Raw genomic sequence first — 14,309 nt, 5'->3', positions numbered from 1 at the left:
GTCGGCGAGTCGTTCGACGCGGTCGCGTCCAACCCGGCCCTGCACTGGATGACCCGCGACCCGGACGCCGTGATCGGGCAGGTGCGGGCCCGGGGACTCGGTGCGCCGGTCGCGGGGACCGGTCAGCTCTCCTCGAGCGCGACGACGGCCCGCTCGCCCTCGGCCTGCGCCTCCTCGGGGGTCATGTCCTGAATCGCCCGGGCGAGCGCGACCTCGGCGGCGTCGGCCGCCGCGCGCAGGGTCACGGCGTGCTCCTGCGCCCGCGCGAGGTCGCCCAGCCCCACGCAGTCGAAGGCGACCTGCCCGTCGTGCACGGCCATCTTCAGCTGCCGCGCCGCCTCTTCCAGACTCATCCGTACCTCCTACACCGGGAATCCTTTTCTTACCCGTGAGCACCCGATACAACCGCTTGACCGAGCAGTTCCGCCGCCTTGACCAGGCGCCCCTCCCCCAGCCCGGCGTAGCCGAGGACGAGCGCGGGCGGCGCGTGCGCAGCCCGTCCGGGCGACCACAACGGGCGGGCGCCCGCCACCGCCAGTCCGGCGCGGGACGCGCGGGCGATCACCTGTTCCTCGTCGCACTGCCGGGGGAGTTCCACGTAGAGGTGGATGCCCGCCGAGACGCCGTGCACACGGGCGCCCGGGACGTGCCGCCGGATCGCGTCGGCGAGGGCGTCCCGCCGGGCCCGGTACCGGCGCCGCATGGCGCGCAGGTGCCGGTCGTAGCCGCCGGACCGCAGGTACTCGGCGAGCGCGTACTGCGGCAGGACGGGCGTGCCGAGGTCGGTGTGCAGGCGGTGCATCCGCAGCCGGGCGGCGAGCGGCGGCGGGACGGCCGCCCAGCCGAGCCGGATCGCGGGCGCGAGCGCCTTGCTGACGGACCCGAGCAGCACGACCCGTTCCGGGTCGATCCCCTGCAGGCAGCCGACGGGCTCCCGGTCGTAGCGGAACTCGGCGTCGTAGTCGTCCTCGATGATCAGCCCGTCGGCGTCCCGCGCCCACGCGATCAGGCGGGCGCGCCGCTCCGGGGACAGGACGACGCCGGTCGGGTACTGGTGCGCTGGCGTGACGAGCACCGCGCGCGCGTCCGTCCGGGCGAGGGCCGCGACGTCGATGCCCTGGTCGTCCACCGGGACCCGCACCAGCCGGACGCCGGTGGCCTGCAGCATCGGGAGCTGCCGGGCGCTCGTCGGGTCCTCGACGGCGAGCACGGTGTGGCCGTCCGCGCGCAGCAGCCGGGTCAGCGCCGACAGCGCGTGCGCCACCCCGTTCGTCACGACGACCCGATCGGGGTCGGTGTGCGCGGCGCGGACGCGTCCGAGGTAACCGGCCAGCTCGGTGCGCAGGACGAGCGCCCCCGCGGGGTCGGGGTAGGCGAGGGCGTCGTCGGGCAGCGTGCGCAGCGCCGCCCGTTCGGCGGCCAGCCAGCGGTCGCGGGGGAACGCCGCCAGGTCGGGGCTGCCGGGGCGCAGGTCGTGGTCGACGGGGGTGCGCGCGCCCGGCACCACGGGCGCGGACGGGACGGGCGGGGGGTCGTCGGGGCGGGCGAGGGGCGCGATCCGGGTGCCGTCGCCGCGCCGGGCGATCAGGAAGCCCTCGGCGGTGAGCTGCTCGTAGGCGGCGACGACGACGCCGCGGGACACGGCCAGGTCCCGGGCGAGGTCTCGGCTCGACGGCAGCCTGGTCCCGGCGGTCAGCCGGCCGGACCGGACGCCCGCGCGGAAGCCGGCGGCGATCTGCGCCGCCAGCCGCCCCGCGGACCGGTCGAGTGGGAGATGAAGGTCGGTCACACCACGTTCAGCGTCCGAAGGTATGACTTGTGTCACGGACCGGCCATTGGTCCACGATCTGGCGACATCTTCGCCTTCTCCGGCGGACCTTCCGACGCCCCCGCCGATCCGCCGGACCGGAGCCGTACCCTGTGAGGCGGCCCCTATCGGAATCGCGCGAGGATCTGCCTGAGATGCCTGAGTTCTCCTACACCGACCTGCTGCCGCTCGGAACGGACGACACCGACTACCGCCTGCTGACCACCGAGGGCGTCTCCACCTTCGAGGCGAACGGACGAACGTTCCTGCAGGTCGAGCCGGAGGCGCTGCGGCTGCTCACCGAGACCGCGATGCGCGACATCTCGCACCTGCTGCGTCCCGCCCACCTCGCGCAGCTCCGCCGGATCCTGGACGACCCGGAGTCCTCGCCGAACGACCGGTTCGTCGCCCTCGACCTGCTGAAGAACGCGGGCATCGCGTCCGGCGGGATCCTGCCGATGTGCCAGGACACCGGGACCGCGATCGTGATGGGCAAGCGGGGCCAGCACGTCCTGACCGACGGCCGGGACGAGGAGCACCTCTCGCGCGGCGTCTACGACGCGTACACGCGGCTGAACCTGCGCTACTCGCAGATGGCGCCCGTCTCGATGTGGGACGAGAAGAACACCGGCAACAACCTCCCCGCGCAGATCGAGCTGTACGCGGCGCCGGGCGACGCCTACAAGTTCCTGTTCATGGCCAAGGGCGGCGGCAGCGCGAACAAGTCGTTCCTGTACCAGGAGACGAAGGCCGTCCTGAACCCGAAGCGGATGATGTCCTTCCTCGAGGAGAAGATCCGCTCCCTCGGCACCGCCGCGTGCCCCCCGTACCACCTCGCGATCGTCGTCGGCGGCACGTCCGCCGAGTACGCGCTGAAGACGGCGAAGTACGCGTCGGCGCACTACCTCGACTCGATGCCGACCGAGGGCTCCCCCCTCGGGCACGGGTTCCGCGACGTGGAACTGGAACAGCAGGCGTTCGAGCTGACGCAGAAGCTCGGCATCGGCGCCCAGTTCGGCGGCAAGTACTTCTGCCACGACGTCCGCGTGATCCGGCTGCCCCGCCACGGCGCGTCCTGCCCGGTCGCCATCGCCGTCTCGTGCAGCGCCGACCGGCAGGCCCTCGCCAAGATCACCGCCGAGGGCGTCCTCCTCGAGCGCCTCGAGACCGACCCCGCGAAGTACCTGCCCGACACCACCGCCGACCAGCTCGACGACCAGGTCGTCCAGATCGACCTGAACCGGCCGATGGACGAGATCCGCGCCGAACTGTCGAAGTACCCGGTGAAGACGCGGCTCTCCCTCACCGGTCCCCTCGTCGTCGCCCGCGACATCGCGCACGCGAAGATCAAGGAGCGGCTCGACGCGGGCGAGCCGATGCCGCAGTACCTGCGCGACCACGCCGTCTACTACGCGGGCCCCGCCAAGACCCCCGAGGGCTACGCCTCCGGCTCGTTCGGCCCCACCACCGCCGGGCGGATGGACTCCTACGTCGAGCAGTTCCAGGCCGCCGGCGGCTCGTTCGTCATGCTGGCCAAGGGCAACCGCTCCCAGCAGGTCACCGACGCCTGCAAGACGCACGGCGGCTTCTACCTGGGCTCCATCGGCGGCCCCGCCGCCCGGCTCGCCCAGGACTGCATCAAGAAGGTCGAGGTCCTCGAGTACCCCGAGCTGGGCATGGAGGCCGTCTGGAAGATCGAGGTCGAGGACTTCCCGGCCTTCATCGTCGTGGACGACAAGGGCGAGGACTTCTTCGCCGACACCTCGGGCCCCGTCCTCACCATCGGCCGCCGCTGACGGACCACGGTCGGCCTACGCTCGCAAAGCTCGCTCCGGCCGCCCGGGAAGAGCGGCCGCCCCACCCACCCGCTCGCGCCGCCCCGCCCCGCGCGGGGCGGCCCCCCTCCACCCGCTCGCGCCGCCCGCCGCGCGCGGGGCGGCCCCCCTCCACCCGGGTGGGGGCGGGGTGGGGGTGATAGATCACGGTATCGACCCCAAATCCAACTTCGTCGTGAGACTGCCGGATGACCGGATGGCTACTCCGGTATCTTTTCGCCCATGTCTCAGTCTGAGCGCCTCGTTCTCGCGACGCGCTACCGGCTGGTCTCGGAAATAGGCCAAGGTGCCAACGGCACCGTGTGGAGAGGCCACGACGAGCTCCTCGACCGCGCCGTGGCGATCAAGGAGCTGCGGCTCCCCGAGGACCTCTCCGAGGACGACCGGGTCGTCTTCTACCGGCGCACCCTGCGGGAGGCGCGGGCGCCCGCGCAGTTGCGCACGCCGTCGATCGTCGAGGTGTACGACGTCGTCATCGAGCAGGGGCGGCCCTGGATCGTGATGGAGCTGATCGAGGCGCCGAGCCTCGAGGAGCTCATCGAGCGGTCCGGGCCGCTGCCGCCCGACCGGGTCGGGCACATCGGCCGCAAGCTGCTGGACGCGCTGGGCACCGCGCACCGGGCGGGGATCGTCCATCGCGACCTCAAGCCGAGCAACGTCCTGCTGGACGGCGACCGGGTGGTGCTCACGGACTTCGGGCTCGCGTTCTCGTCGGGGTCGGCCAGCCTGACGAAGACCGGGCACTTCATGGGCTCCCCCGCGTACGTGGCGCCCGAGGTCGCCGCGGGCGAGAAGGCGACGCCGCGGTCGGACCTGTGGTCGCTGGGCGCGACGCTGTACGCGGCGCTGGAGGGACGCCCGCCGTTCGAACGCGACAACGTGATGGCGACGCTCAGCGCGCTGGCGAACGAGTCCGCGCCGGTTCCGGCGAACGCGGGGGCGCTCGGGCCGGTGATCACCGGGCTGCTGGAGAAGAACCCGACGCGGCGGCTGAGCCACGCGCGGGCGGCGGACCGGCTGGAGCGGGCGATGTCGGGGCCGCGGTCGGGACGGCGCCCGGCGACGCCCCGGTACCGGCTGACGGTCGTGGCGGCGCTCGTCGCGGCGACCGTCGCGTCCTGCGGGGTCGGCGCGACGGCGCTGATCGTGGGGATGATGCGGGAGGGGCCGGAGCCCCCGGCGGCGCCGCCCCCGACGACGAGCGCCGCGGCGGGCGCGGGCGCCCCGGCGGGCGTCGCGTCGAGCACGCTGGTGGTGCGGGCGAAGAGCGACGCCTGCAAGATCTTCGTGTCGGTTCCGGGCGAGGCGATGACGGTGCTCAGCGACGAGACGCTGGGCCGCGGCGAGGCGCGCAAGTACGAGCAGCAGCGGCTGAACGCGGTGATCTACGACGCCTCGGCGTGCGACGTGTGGGTGAACGGGCGGCACGAGCCGGGCGGCGCGCCGGGCGAGCGCAAGAACCTCACGGTGACGCGGAACATCGGGGGCTGAAGGTCACACCCCGCCGGGGAATGCCGGTGTTCCGGGGACGGCTGTCCCGAGAGGAGCGGGGAAGGACCCCGGCGGGAGGTGTCGTAGATGACCGAGGATTTCCGGATCGAGCACGACTCCATGGGGGAAGTCCGGGTTCCGGCGTCGGCCAAGTGGCGGGCGCAGACCCAGCGGGCGGTGGAGAACTTCCCGATCTCCGGACGGACGCTGGAGCCCGCGCACATCGCGGCGCTCGGCCGGATCAAGGCCGCGGCGGCGGTCGTGAACGCCGAGCTGGGGGTGCTCGAGGACGATCTCGCCGCGGCGATCGCCGACGCGGCCGGGGAGGTCGCGGCGGGGAAGTGGAACGACCAGTTCCCCATCGACGTGTTCCAGACGGGCTCGGGCACGTCGTCGAACATGAACGCGAACGAGGTCGTGGCGACGCTCGCCGAGGAGCGGCTGGGGCGTCCGGTGCATCCCAACGACCACGTGAACGCGTCGCAGTCGTCGAACGACGTCTTCCCGTCCTCGATCCACATCGCGGCGACCGGGGCGGTGGTGGACGAGCTGGTCCCGGCGCTGCGGCACCTGCGGGACGCGCTGCACGCGAAGTCCCGCGAGTTCGCGACCGTCGTGAAGGCGGGCCGGACGCACCTGATGGACGCGACGCCCGTGACGCTCGGCCAGGAGTTCGGCGGGTACGCGGCGCAGGTGAACCACGGGGTGGAGCGGCTGGAGGCGGCGCTGCCGCGGCTGGCGGAGCTGCCGCTGGGCGGGACCGCGGTGGGCACCGGGATCAACACGCCGGACGGCTTCGCGCCGCGGGTGATCGCGGAGATCGCGCGGGCGACGGGGCTGCCGCTGACCGAGGCGCGGAACCACTTCGAGGCGCAGGGCGCGCGGGACGGCCTGGTGGAGGCGAGCGGCGCGCTGCGGACGATCGCGGTGAGCCTCACCAAGATCGCGAACGATCTGCGCTGGATGGGGTCGGGGCCGCGGGCGGGGCTCGCGGAGATCCGGCTGCCGGACCTGCAGCCCGGTTCGTCGATCATGCCGGGGAAGGTGAACCCGGTGATCCCGGAGGCGGTGACGCAGGTCGCGGCGCAGGTGATCGGGAACGACGCGGCGGTCGCGTTCGGCGGCGCGTCGGGGAGTTTCGAGCTGAACGTGATGCTGCCGATGCTCGCCCGGAACGTGCTGGAGTCGATCACTCTGCTGGCGAACGCGTCGCGGCTGCTCGCGGACCGGTGCGTCGCGGGGATCGAGGCCGACGCGGACCGGATGCGCGAGTACGCGGAGTCGTCGCCGTCGATCGTCACGCCGCTCAACCGGTACATCGGCTACGAGGAGGCGGCGAAGGTCGCCAAGCAGGCGCTCGCGGAGCGCAGGACGATCCGCGAGGTGGTGCTGGAGCGGGGGCACGTGGACGCCGGCCGGCTGACGCTGGAGCAGCTCGACGAGGCGCTGGACGTCCTCGGGATGACGGGCGCCCGCTGAGGGGCGCCCGTCCCGCGTCAGTACGAGCCGTTGTTCAGGAAGTTGTTCCAGGCGCCGCAGGGGGTGCCGTGGCGGTCCTTGATGTAGCCGAGGCCCCACTTGATCTGGGTGCGGGCGTCGTTCCGCCAGTCGGGGCCGGCGGACGCCATCTTGGAGCCGGGGTTGGCCTGCGGGATGCCGTACGCGTCGGAGTACGGGTTGTCGGCGTGGACGTTCCAGCTGCTCTCCTTGTCCCACAGCTTGACGAGGCAGCCGAACTGGCCGTCGCCGCCGAACCCGAAGTCGGGGAGCATCGCCTTGGCGATCCGCTGGGCCTCGCCGGCGGGGACCGGGTCGGAGACCGGCGCGGTGGAGCCGCCGCCGTCGTCGTCGTCGCTCTTCTCGGGCGTCTTCGTCGGCGTGGGCTTCTTGGTGGGCAGCGGCTTGCCGACGGCCTGGAGGTCGAGCTTCTCGCCGCCGTCCCGCCGGACCTGCTGCGCGGCCCGTTCGAGGGCCTTCTCGTGCCGGAGCTTCTCCAGCACCTTCGGGTCGATCGTGGGGGTGGGGGCCGCGGCGTCGGCGAGCGGCCGGGTCGGCTCGACGGTGGTCTCGCCGTCGCCGGTGAGCGCGAACGCGGCGACCGTCCCGCCGCCGACCACGACGGCCACGCCCGCGGCGACCGCGGCGACCCGGAGCCCGTTGCGGCGGGCCGAGCCCGTCGCGGCGGCCCTGCGGCGCCCGCCGGCGCGGCGGAGGCCCGCGGCGGGCGGCTCGGCGGCGGGCAGGTCCCATGCGGTGTCGTTCGGGTCGGCCGGCCGCTCCGGGTCGCCGGGGACGGCCGCGAGGCCGAGCGTGTCGCCGCCCGGCGCGCCGCCCGCCGTCCCGGGCTTCTCCGCGGGGGACGGTCCGGCGACGCGGACGTCCTCCTCGTGCGGAAGCGGGCCGAGGTGCTGTCGTTCGTCTCGCCTAGGGGACCCGGGACGGTCTCCGGACAAGGCGGTCCTTCCGACGGTCGCGCGCGCATGGGCACGCGCGCGAGCGGCTTCCACCCCCCGCCGCCCGTGCCGTCCGAAGGCGGGACGGCCGCGGCCCGGAGCGGTCCGGGGCGCCGTGCGTCCCGCGTGCGCGGGGCGCGGCGGGCCCGGTACACCGCTCTGGGGGTGCTTACGGGGAGCCACAATGCCCGAGGCCGAGGGCCGCTCCGCAACCGAAACGAGACATGAGCCGACGGCGACCGCGTTGTCAACTCCCCGGTAACGACCCGGAAACGGCGGTCCGACCTGCGGTTCGGCGACACGCCCCGGCACCCTGTGACCTTCGCCACAGATTAACTGACGGCTGCCTGACGATCACGGTCGGTAAAGGGCGATGTGGCGCAAACTACGCCGCCCCGGTGACCGGACGGTCACCGGGGCGGCACGGTACGTGGCGGGACGTCAGCCGGTGACGTCGCCCAGCATGTCGGTCACCAGCTCGGCGATCGGCGAGCGCTCCGAGCGCGTCAGCGTCATGTGCGCGAACAGCGGGTGGCCCTTCAAACGTTCCACCACCGCGGCGACGCCGTCGTGCCGCCCGACCCGCAGGTTGTCGCGCTGCGCGACGTCGTGCGTCAGCACCACCCGGGAGCCCGCGCCGATGCGCGACAGGACCGTGAGCAGCACGCCGCGCTCCAGCGACTGCGCCTCGTCGACGATGACGAACGAGTCGTGCAGCGACCGGCCGCGGATGTGGGTGAGCGGGAGCACCTCCAGCATCCCCCGGTCGAGGACCTCCTCGATGACGTCCGGGGTCGTGACGGCCGACAGCGTGTCGTAGACGGCCTGCGCCCACGGCGACATCTTGTCGTTCTCCGAGCCGGGCAGGTAGCCGAGCTCCTGCCCGCCGACCGCGTACAGCGGCCGGAAGACGACGACCTTGCGGTGCCGCCGCCGCTCCAGGACGGCCTCCAGGCCCGCGCACAGCGCCAGCGCGGACTTCCCGGTGCCCGCGCGGCCGCCGAGCGAGACGATGCCGACGTCCTCGTCCATGAGCAGGTCGAGCGCGATCCGCTGCTCGGCGGACCGGCCGCGCAGCCCGAACACCTCCCGGTCGCCGCGCACCAGCTTCACCGACTTGTCCGGCAGCGTGCGGCCGAGCGCGGACCCGCGCTCCGACAGCAGCCGCAGGCCGGTGTGGCACGGCAGGTCGCGCGCCTCCTCGATCTCGGCCTGGCCCGCCTCGAAGAGGTCGTCGACGACGCCGCCCGGCAACTCCAGCTCGCGCATCCCGGTCCAGCCGGACTCGACGACGGCGAGCTCGGCGCGGTACTCCTCGGCGGCGAGGCCCACCGCGGACGCCTTCACCCGCATCGGCAGGTCCTTGGAGACCAGGACGACGTCGCGGCCCTCGCGCGCGAGCCACCCGGCCACCGACAGGATCCGGGTGTCGTTGTCGCCGAGCCGGAAGCCGTCCGGGAGGACGCTCGGATCGGCGTGGTTCAGCTCGACGCGGAGCGTGCCGCCGACGTCGCCGTCCGGGCCCTCGATCGGCAGCGGCTCGTCCAGCCGGCCGTGCGCGAGCCGCAGGTCGTCCAGGGTGCGCAGCGCCTGCCGGGCGAAGTACCCGAGCTCGGGATGGTGCCGCTTGGCCTCGAGCTCGGAGATGACGACGATGGGGAGTACGACCTCGTGCTCGGCGAACCGGGTCATCGCCCCCGGGTCGGCGAGCAGGACGCTGGTGTCGAGGACGTACGTGCGCCGCGTGTCCGGAACGGACGTTCCGGTGGTGGTCCCGGACGAGCCGGGGCGGCGCGCGGAGGTTGTGGCCACTCGATCTCCCTGACGTATGGGGAACTACCGGTGGCGCAACAGTCCGCCCCCGTGCGGCCGCGTCCCCCGGTCCGGGGGCGGCCTTGGGCGGTGGGGGTCGGAGGCCGACCGTCAGGTACCGTAGCGCCGGTGCCGCGCGGCATACGAGCGCATGGCCCGCAGGAAGTCCACCTTGCGGAAGTCCGGCCAGTGGACCTCGCAGAAGTAGAACTCCGAGTGGGCGCTCTGCCAGAGCATGAAGCCGGAGAGACGCTGCTCCCCCGACGTGCGGATGACCAGGTCGGGGTCCGGCTGGCCGCGCGTGTAGAGATGCTCCGCGATGTGCTCCACGTCGAGGGACTCGGCGAGTTCCTCGATGCTGGTGCCACGGCTCGCCTGCTCGACGAGCAGAGAGCGCACCGCATCAGCGATCTCACGCCTACCCCCATACCCAACTGCGACGTTCACAATCAGGCCCGGGGCATTCGATGTGGCTTCGCCGGCATCTTTCAGGACACGGGCGGTTTCGGCGGGCAGCAGATCGAGGGCGCCGACCGGCTTGACGTGCCATCCTTCGGCGGCCAGCCCGCGGACGGTGTTCTCGATGATCCGCAGCAGCGGTTCGAGTTCGTTCGCCGGACGGTTGAGGTTGTCGGTGGACAGCAGCCAGAGCGTGACGAGCTCGACGCCCGCCTCGGTGCTCCAGTGCAGCAGCTCGGAGATCTTCCGCGCGCCGGCCTGGTGCCCGGTGTTGACGTCGGCGAGCCCCATCGAGCGGGCCCAGCGCCGGTTGCCGTCCAGGATGACGCCGACGTGGCGGGGCGTGATGTCGGTCGGCAGGGACGACTCGACGCGGCGCTCGTAGATCCGGTAGACGACGTCGCGGAACGCCGCGTACGGGCCGCTGCGGCGGACCGCGGTGGACAGCGGGCCGTCGCCGGTGCCGGCGCCCGCGATGCGCTCGCGCACGGCGTCCCCGCCCCTGCGGCCCCCGCCCAGGCGGCCTCCGCGCACGCGGTCCCCGCGCGCGCCGTCCCGGTTCCTGTGCGTTCGCCGAATCCCCATGGTGGGCGTCCCTTCGAGCGGTCGTCCCGTGCGGGAAGGACGCTCAATTATGGCGCGGCGGCGGTACCTCTCCGGCCGTCCCGCTGCTACGAGGCTAGCGCTCGAGACGCCGGTTTCGTCCGGTTCGGCCCGCTCCGGCCAAGCTCTGGACGGCCGGGATCGGACCGGTGCGGCGGGGCTGCGGGCGCCGCTGCAGGCGGTCGGCCTCGGCGAGCAGGCCGTCCAGGAACCGGACCAGCTCGGTGGAGGTGAGGACGGCGCGGACGCCGCGGCCGCCCGCGCCCCACGCCTCCAGGACGGCGCGCCGCGCGACCCGCCAGCGTCCGGCGGCGGACTGCTGCCGCCCGACCCACAGCGAGGACGTCCGCACGGTGCAGCGCAGCTCGCCGGTGCTCATCACGTCGCCGCGGTCGCGGTAGCGGAAGGCGAACAGTTCGGGGTCGCGCGCGGGGGCGCCGTCCCGTCCGGCGTCCCGGCCGGGGAAGCGGTCGTCGGGGTCGGGCCAGCGGGCGGCCTGCGGGGAGCCGTCGGCGCGGGCGGCGGCCAGCCGCGCGGCGGCGTCGGCGAGGAAGTAGCCGCAGCGCTCCCCGACGGCGCCGAACGCGGCGCCGTCGCGGCGCAGTTCGAGGGTGACCTCGAAGGGGACGCCGCCGCGGTCGAACGACGGCACGGGCAGCACGGTGAGGGCGGAGCCGTCCAGGCAGCGCAGCGTCCTCACGCCCCCGGCCCCCTTCCCGATCGCGGCGGTATCCCCGCACCCTAGGCGAGGTCACCACCATGATCACATCCACCGGAGCCCGGGATCGGGCAATGAAACCGTCCCGGCGGGTCGCGGCCGCGGGCCGGGGTCCCGGCCCGCGGCCGCGATCAGGGCTTGGGCCCGGCGGCGCGGGCGCGCTCGACGTGCTCGAGGGCGGCGCGCAGCTCGGTGAGCCACTCGTCGGTGTTGCGGCCGACGAGCCGGACGCACCAGGCGAGCGCGTCGCTGCGGCTGCGGGCGACGCCGGCCTCGACGAGGGTGTCCAGGACGCGGCGTTCGGGCTGCCGTAGCCGGGTCATGACGGGCACGGACAGGGTGGTGAACATCTCCCGCTCCCCGCCGCACTCGACGCCCCACGACACCTTGTGCCCGAACCGCCGCTCGGCCTCGCGGGCGATGGCGATGCGCTCGTCGCGGGTGTCGGCCCGGAACCGCCGGACGTGCCCGGCGACGAGCGCGGCGCGCTCCGTCGCGGAGACGCCGTCCGCGGCGCCGGGTTCGGGGAGGCGGCCGACCACGCTGACCTCCTCCCGGTCGAGGACGACCTCGATCCTCCCCTCGAACCAGTCCTCCGGGAGCCGTCCGGTGAACCAGCCCCGGAGCTCCTCCGCCGCTTCGTTCGTACTCATGTAATCAAAATTACAGCCCAGCCCGGGGAGGCCGCCAGAGGACCCGTCTTGATCATTCCCGGACGCCGACGGCGGCGGCCGGGCGGACGGCCATCGCGAGCCGGGCGGGCAGGGCGGTGGCGGCCAGGGCCAGGGCGCCGCCCAGCGCCAGGACGGCCAGGTGGGCGCCCGGTGGGACGTGCGGGGCCCCGCCGGTCATGCCGCGTGCGAACGCGCCGAGGACGGCGAGGGCGATCGCGGTGCCGAGGACGCCCGCGACGAGCACGACCGCGCCGGTCTCCCAGCCGAGCATCCGCAGGAGCTGGCGGCGGGTCGCCCCGGCGAGGCGCAGCGCGGCCAGCTCGCGGGCCCGGTCCGCGGTCGCCATCGCGAGGGTGTTCACCACCGCGATCGCGGTGAACGCGATGATCAGCGCCATGGCGACATAGTTGACCTGGGCGTTCGCCGTGGCCCGCGCCTCGGCGAGGGCCGCCGCGCCGGCGGCCGGGACGCCGTCCGGGAGCGTCCCCGCGACGAGCAGGGTGCCGCGCGGGTCGTCGACGTGCGCGGCGACGACCTCGTGGGCGAGGGTGAGGTCGCCGAACCCGAGGCCGCGCCCGTAGACCGCGACGACCGTCGGCTCGATCGGCGTGCCGTCGCCGAGCGTCAGCGGCAGCCGGTCCCCCGGCCGCACGCCGAGCCGCCCGGCGGCCGTGGCGCTCACCGCGACCGTCGACGGCCCCAGGTCGGCGAGCGACCCCGCGCGGACGTCCAAATCGAGGGTGTGCCGCAGGCCGTCCGGCGTCACCCCCTGGACGGCGTAGTTCTCCAGGCCCACGCGCACCGTGCCGCGCACGACCTCGGTGACGGCGGTGACGCCGGGCGCCGCGCGCAGCTCCTCGGCCGCCGCGTGCGGCACGCGCGGGCCGACCACGTGGTCCGCGATCGTCCCCTGCTCCGCCTGCCGCGTCGCCGCGTGCCCGAGGGTCGTCTGGGCGAACAGGATCGTGGCGGTCAGCCCGATCATGAGGGTGAGCGGGGTGACGACGGACGCGAGCCGCCGCGCGTCCATCGCGAGGTTCGCCGCGGCGAGGTGCCCGCCGACGGGGAAGGCCCGCAGCGGGACGGCGAGGACGGCGACGGCGGCGCGGACCAGCGCGGGCCCGAGCAGCGCGACCGCGACCGTCCAGACGAGCGCGGCGAGGAACGTGACGGGACTCGACGCGGCCTCGGTGTCCAGGTTCGCGAGCACGATCGTCAGCACGGCGCCGCCGGCCGTCGCGGCGAGCCCGGCCGCGACGCGCGGGGCGCCGAGGCGGGCCGGGCGCAGCGCCGCGTCCCCGAGGGCCTCGACCGGACGGATCCGGGCGGTGCGGCGCCCGGCCAAGCGGGCGGCGGCGACGGCCGCGGCCACGGTGGCGAGCACGGCGGCGAGCGGCGGGAACGGGCCGACGACCAGGTCGAGGTTCGGCGGGAGGGCGCCGAGCCCGCGGAACCGGTCCCGCAGCCAGAAGGCGAGCGGCACCCCGCAGGCCGCGCCGAGCGGCGCCGCGGCGAGCCCGACGAGCAGCGCCTCACGGCCGATCATCCGGCGGACCTGCCGGGGCGTGGCCGCGACCGCGCGCAGCAGCGCGATCTCCCGCTCCCGCTGCCGCACCGACAGCGCGAACGTCCCGGACACGACCAGGACCGCGACGAGCAGCGACGTGCCGCCGAGCGCGCCGCCCATGCTGATCAGGTCGATCCGCGCCTCCTCCGCGCCGAGGAACTCCACCCTGCCCCGGTCCGTCCCGGTGTGGACGGTCGCGGACGTGCCGCGCACCGCGTCCCGCACCGCCCGCTCGGGACCCCACGCGCCGATCGCCGCGACCCGGCCGTCCCGGCCGGCGAGGCGGCGGGCCTGCTCCGTCGAGAAGAACAGCGCGGCCTGGTGGTCGAGCGCCTCCGCGGTCACGCCGACGACGCGGTACGTGCCGTCCGCCGTGGACGTCACGCGCACGTCCGAGCCGACGCGCAGGCCGTTCGTCCGGGCGGTCCCGGCGTCGACGACGATCTCCCCGGGGGCCGCGGGCGCCCGCCCGTCCCGCAGCGTGAACGGGGTCAGCGCGGCCGACTCCCAGCCGTGCCCCCACGACGCGCCGTCCGGGTCGCCGATCTCGGCGGGGAACACGACCTCGGCGACGGCGCGCCGCACCCCGGGCGCGGCCGCGACCTTCTCCGCGACCGCCGCGGGCGGCCAGGCGCGCTCCGCGATCGCCTTCGACTTGCGCTTCTCCTTCCCCTTCTTCTCCTTCGTCCGGTGGACGAACTGGTCGCCGGACACGATGACCGGCGCCCCCGCGTACCGTTCGGGCTCCACCGACCCGCGCAGGCCGGTGTCGAGCAGGACGCCGCAGGCGCAGACGAGCGCGGCGGCGCACAGCAGCGCGGCGAAGGCCCCGGCGAACCCGGCCCGGCGGTGCCGCAGCGTGGCGAGCGCGATCCGGAGCATCAGGTCCA

General features: G+C 74.5%; 11 protein-coding genes. 3 read left to right on the top strand and 8 right to left on the bottom strand.

Annotation, left to right across the window (positions count from 1 at the left end):
- Positions 1-122 precede the first annotated feature (122 nt).
- Together AB0L25_RS03225 and pdxR are read right to left on the bottom strand one after the other, a co-directional pair.
- Positions 123-353 (bottom strand): hypothetical protein, encoded by a 231-nt coding sequence (locus AB0L25_RS03225; protein ID WP_500168081.1) that lies wholly within the window; start codon positions 351-353, stop codon positions 123-125.
- Between the two features lie 29 nt (positions 354-382).
- Positions 383-1,789, bottom strand: coding sequence for a MocR-like pyridoxine biosynthesis transcription factor PdxR (gene pdxR, locus AB0L25_RS03220; protein WP_500168079.1), 1,407 nt, complete (start codon positions 1,787-1,789; stop codon positions 383-385).
- A gap of 173 nt (positions 1,790-1,962) precedes the next feature.
- Here pdxR and AB0L25_RS03215 point away from each other — a divergent pair, with 173 nt between their 5' ends.
- The 3 genes from AB0L25_RS03215 to AB0L25_RS03205 all read left to right on the top strand — a co-directional run bounded on the left by AB0L25_RS03215 (position 1,963) and on the right by AB0L25_RS03205 (position 6,612).
- A complete protein-coding gene (locus tag AB0L25_RS03215; protein WP_500168077.1) occupies positions 1,963-3,603 on the top strand; it encodes a fumarate hydratase in 1,641 nt (546 codons plus the stop codon).
- Between the two features lie 261 nt (positions 3,604-3,864).
- Positions 3,865-5,133 (top strand): serine/threonine-protein kinase, encoded by a 1,269-nt coding sequence (locus AB0L25_RS03210; protein WP_500168075.1) that lies wholly within the window; start codon positions 3,865-3,867, stop codon positions 5,131-5,133.
- Positions 5,134-5,220: 87 nt separating this feature from the next.
- Positions 5,221-6,612, top strand: coding sequence for a class II fumarate hydratase (locus AB0L25_RS03205; protein WP_500168073.1), 1,392 nt, complete (start codon positions 5,221-5,223; stop codon positions 6,610-6,612).
- Positions 6,613-6,629: 17 nt separating this feature from the next.
- Here AB0L25_RS03205 and AB0L25_RS03200 read toward each other — a convergent pair whose 3' ends face one another.
- The 6 genes from AB0L25_RS03200 to AB0L25_RS03175 form a co-directional block, all read right to left on the bottom strand.
- The gene (locus AB0L25_RS03200) at positions 6,630-7,586 is read right to left on the bottom strand and encodes an aggregation-promoting factor C-terminal-like domain-containing protein (protein WP_500168071.1); all 957 of its coding nucleotides are present in this window, start codon (positions 7,584-7,586) and stop codon (positions 6,630-6,632) included.
- Between the two features lie 441 nt (positions 7,587-8,027).
- Entirely contained in the window at positions 8,028-9,398 is a 1,371-nt protein-coding gene (gene phoH2 / locus AB0L25_RS03195) for an RNA 5'-3' helicase PhoH2 (RefSeq protein ID WP_500168069.1), read from the bottom strand.
- A gap of 111 nt (positions 9,399-9,509) precedes the next feature.
- Positions 9,510-10,346 (bottom strand): isoprenyl transferase, encoded by an 837-nt coding sequence (locus tag AB0L25_RS03190; protein WP_500168067.1) that lies wholly within the window; start codon positions 10,344-10,346, stop codon positions 9,510-9,512.
- A 190-nt stretch (positions 10,347-10,536) separates the two neighbouring features.
- Entirely contained in the window at positions 10,537-11,160 is a 624-nt protein-coding gene (locus AB0L25_RS03185; RefSeq protein ID WP_500168065.1) for a hypothetical protein, read from the bottom strand.
- A gap of 149 nt (positions 11,161-11,309) precedes the next feature.
- Positions 11,310-11,831 carry an ATP-binding transcription factor AbmR gene (abmR, locus tag AB0L25_RS03180; RefSeq protein ID WP_500168063.1) on the bottom strand — a complete coding sequence of 174 codons (522 nt, stop codon included), beginning with the start codon at positions 11,829-11,831 and terminating at the stop codon, positions 11,310-11,312.
- A 52-nt stretch (positions 11,832-11,883) separates the two neighbouring features.
- The gene (locus tag AB0L25_RS03175; RefSeq protein WP_500168103.1) at positions 11,884-14,301 is read right to left on the bottom strand and encodes an ABC transporter permease; all 2,418 of its coding nucleotides are present in this window, start codon (positions 14,299-14,301) and stop codon (positions 11,884-11,886) included.
- Between the last annotated feature and the right edge of the window lie 8 nt (positions 14,302-14,309).

It is taken from the genome of Spirillospora sp. NPDC052242, from assembly GCF_040679555.1.
Classification (GTDB): Bacteria; Actinomycetota; Actinomycetes; order Streptosporangiales; family Streptosporangiaceae; genus Spirillospora.
The sequence above is the reverse complement of the archived record's forward strand: the minus strand, read 5'-3'. Positions and strand labels throughout refer to the sequence as shown.

Bases quoted from the DNA above. Each gene is read 5' to 3' on its own strand.
- AB0L25_RS03215 (WP_500168077.1), top strand. From the start codon at position 1,963: ATGCCTGAGTTCTCCTACACCGACCTGCTGCCGCTCGGAACGGACGAC.
- AB0L25_RS03205 (WP_500168073.1), top strand. From the start codon at position 5,221: ATGACCGAGGATTTCCGGATCGAGCACGACTCCATGGGGGAAGTCCGG.
- AB0L25_RS03175 (WP_500168103.1), bottom strand. From the start codon at position 14,301: ATGCTCCGGATCGCGCTCGCCACGCTGCGGCACCGCCGGGCCGGGTTC.
- AB0L25_RS03210 (WP_500168075.1), top strand. From the start codon at position 3,865: ATGTCTCAGTCTGAGCGCCTCGTTCTCGCGACGCGCTACCGGCTGGTC.
- abmR (WP_500168063.1), bottom strand. From the start codon at position 11,831: ATGAGTACGAACGAAGCGGCGGAGGAGCTCCGGGGCTGGTTCACCGGA.
- AB0L25_RS03225 (WP_500168081.1), bottom strand. From the start codon at position 353: ATGAGTCTGGAAGAGGCGGCGCGGCAGCTGAAGATGGCCGTGCACGAC.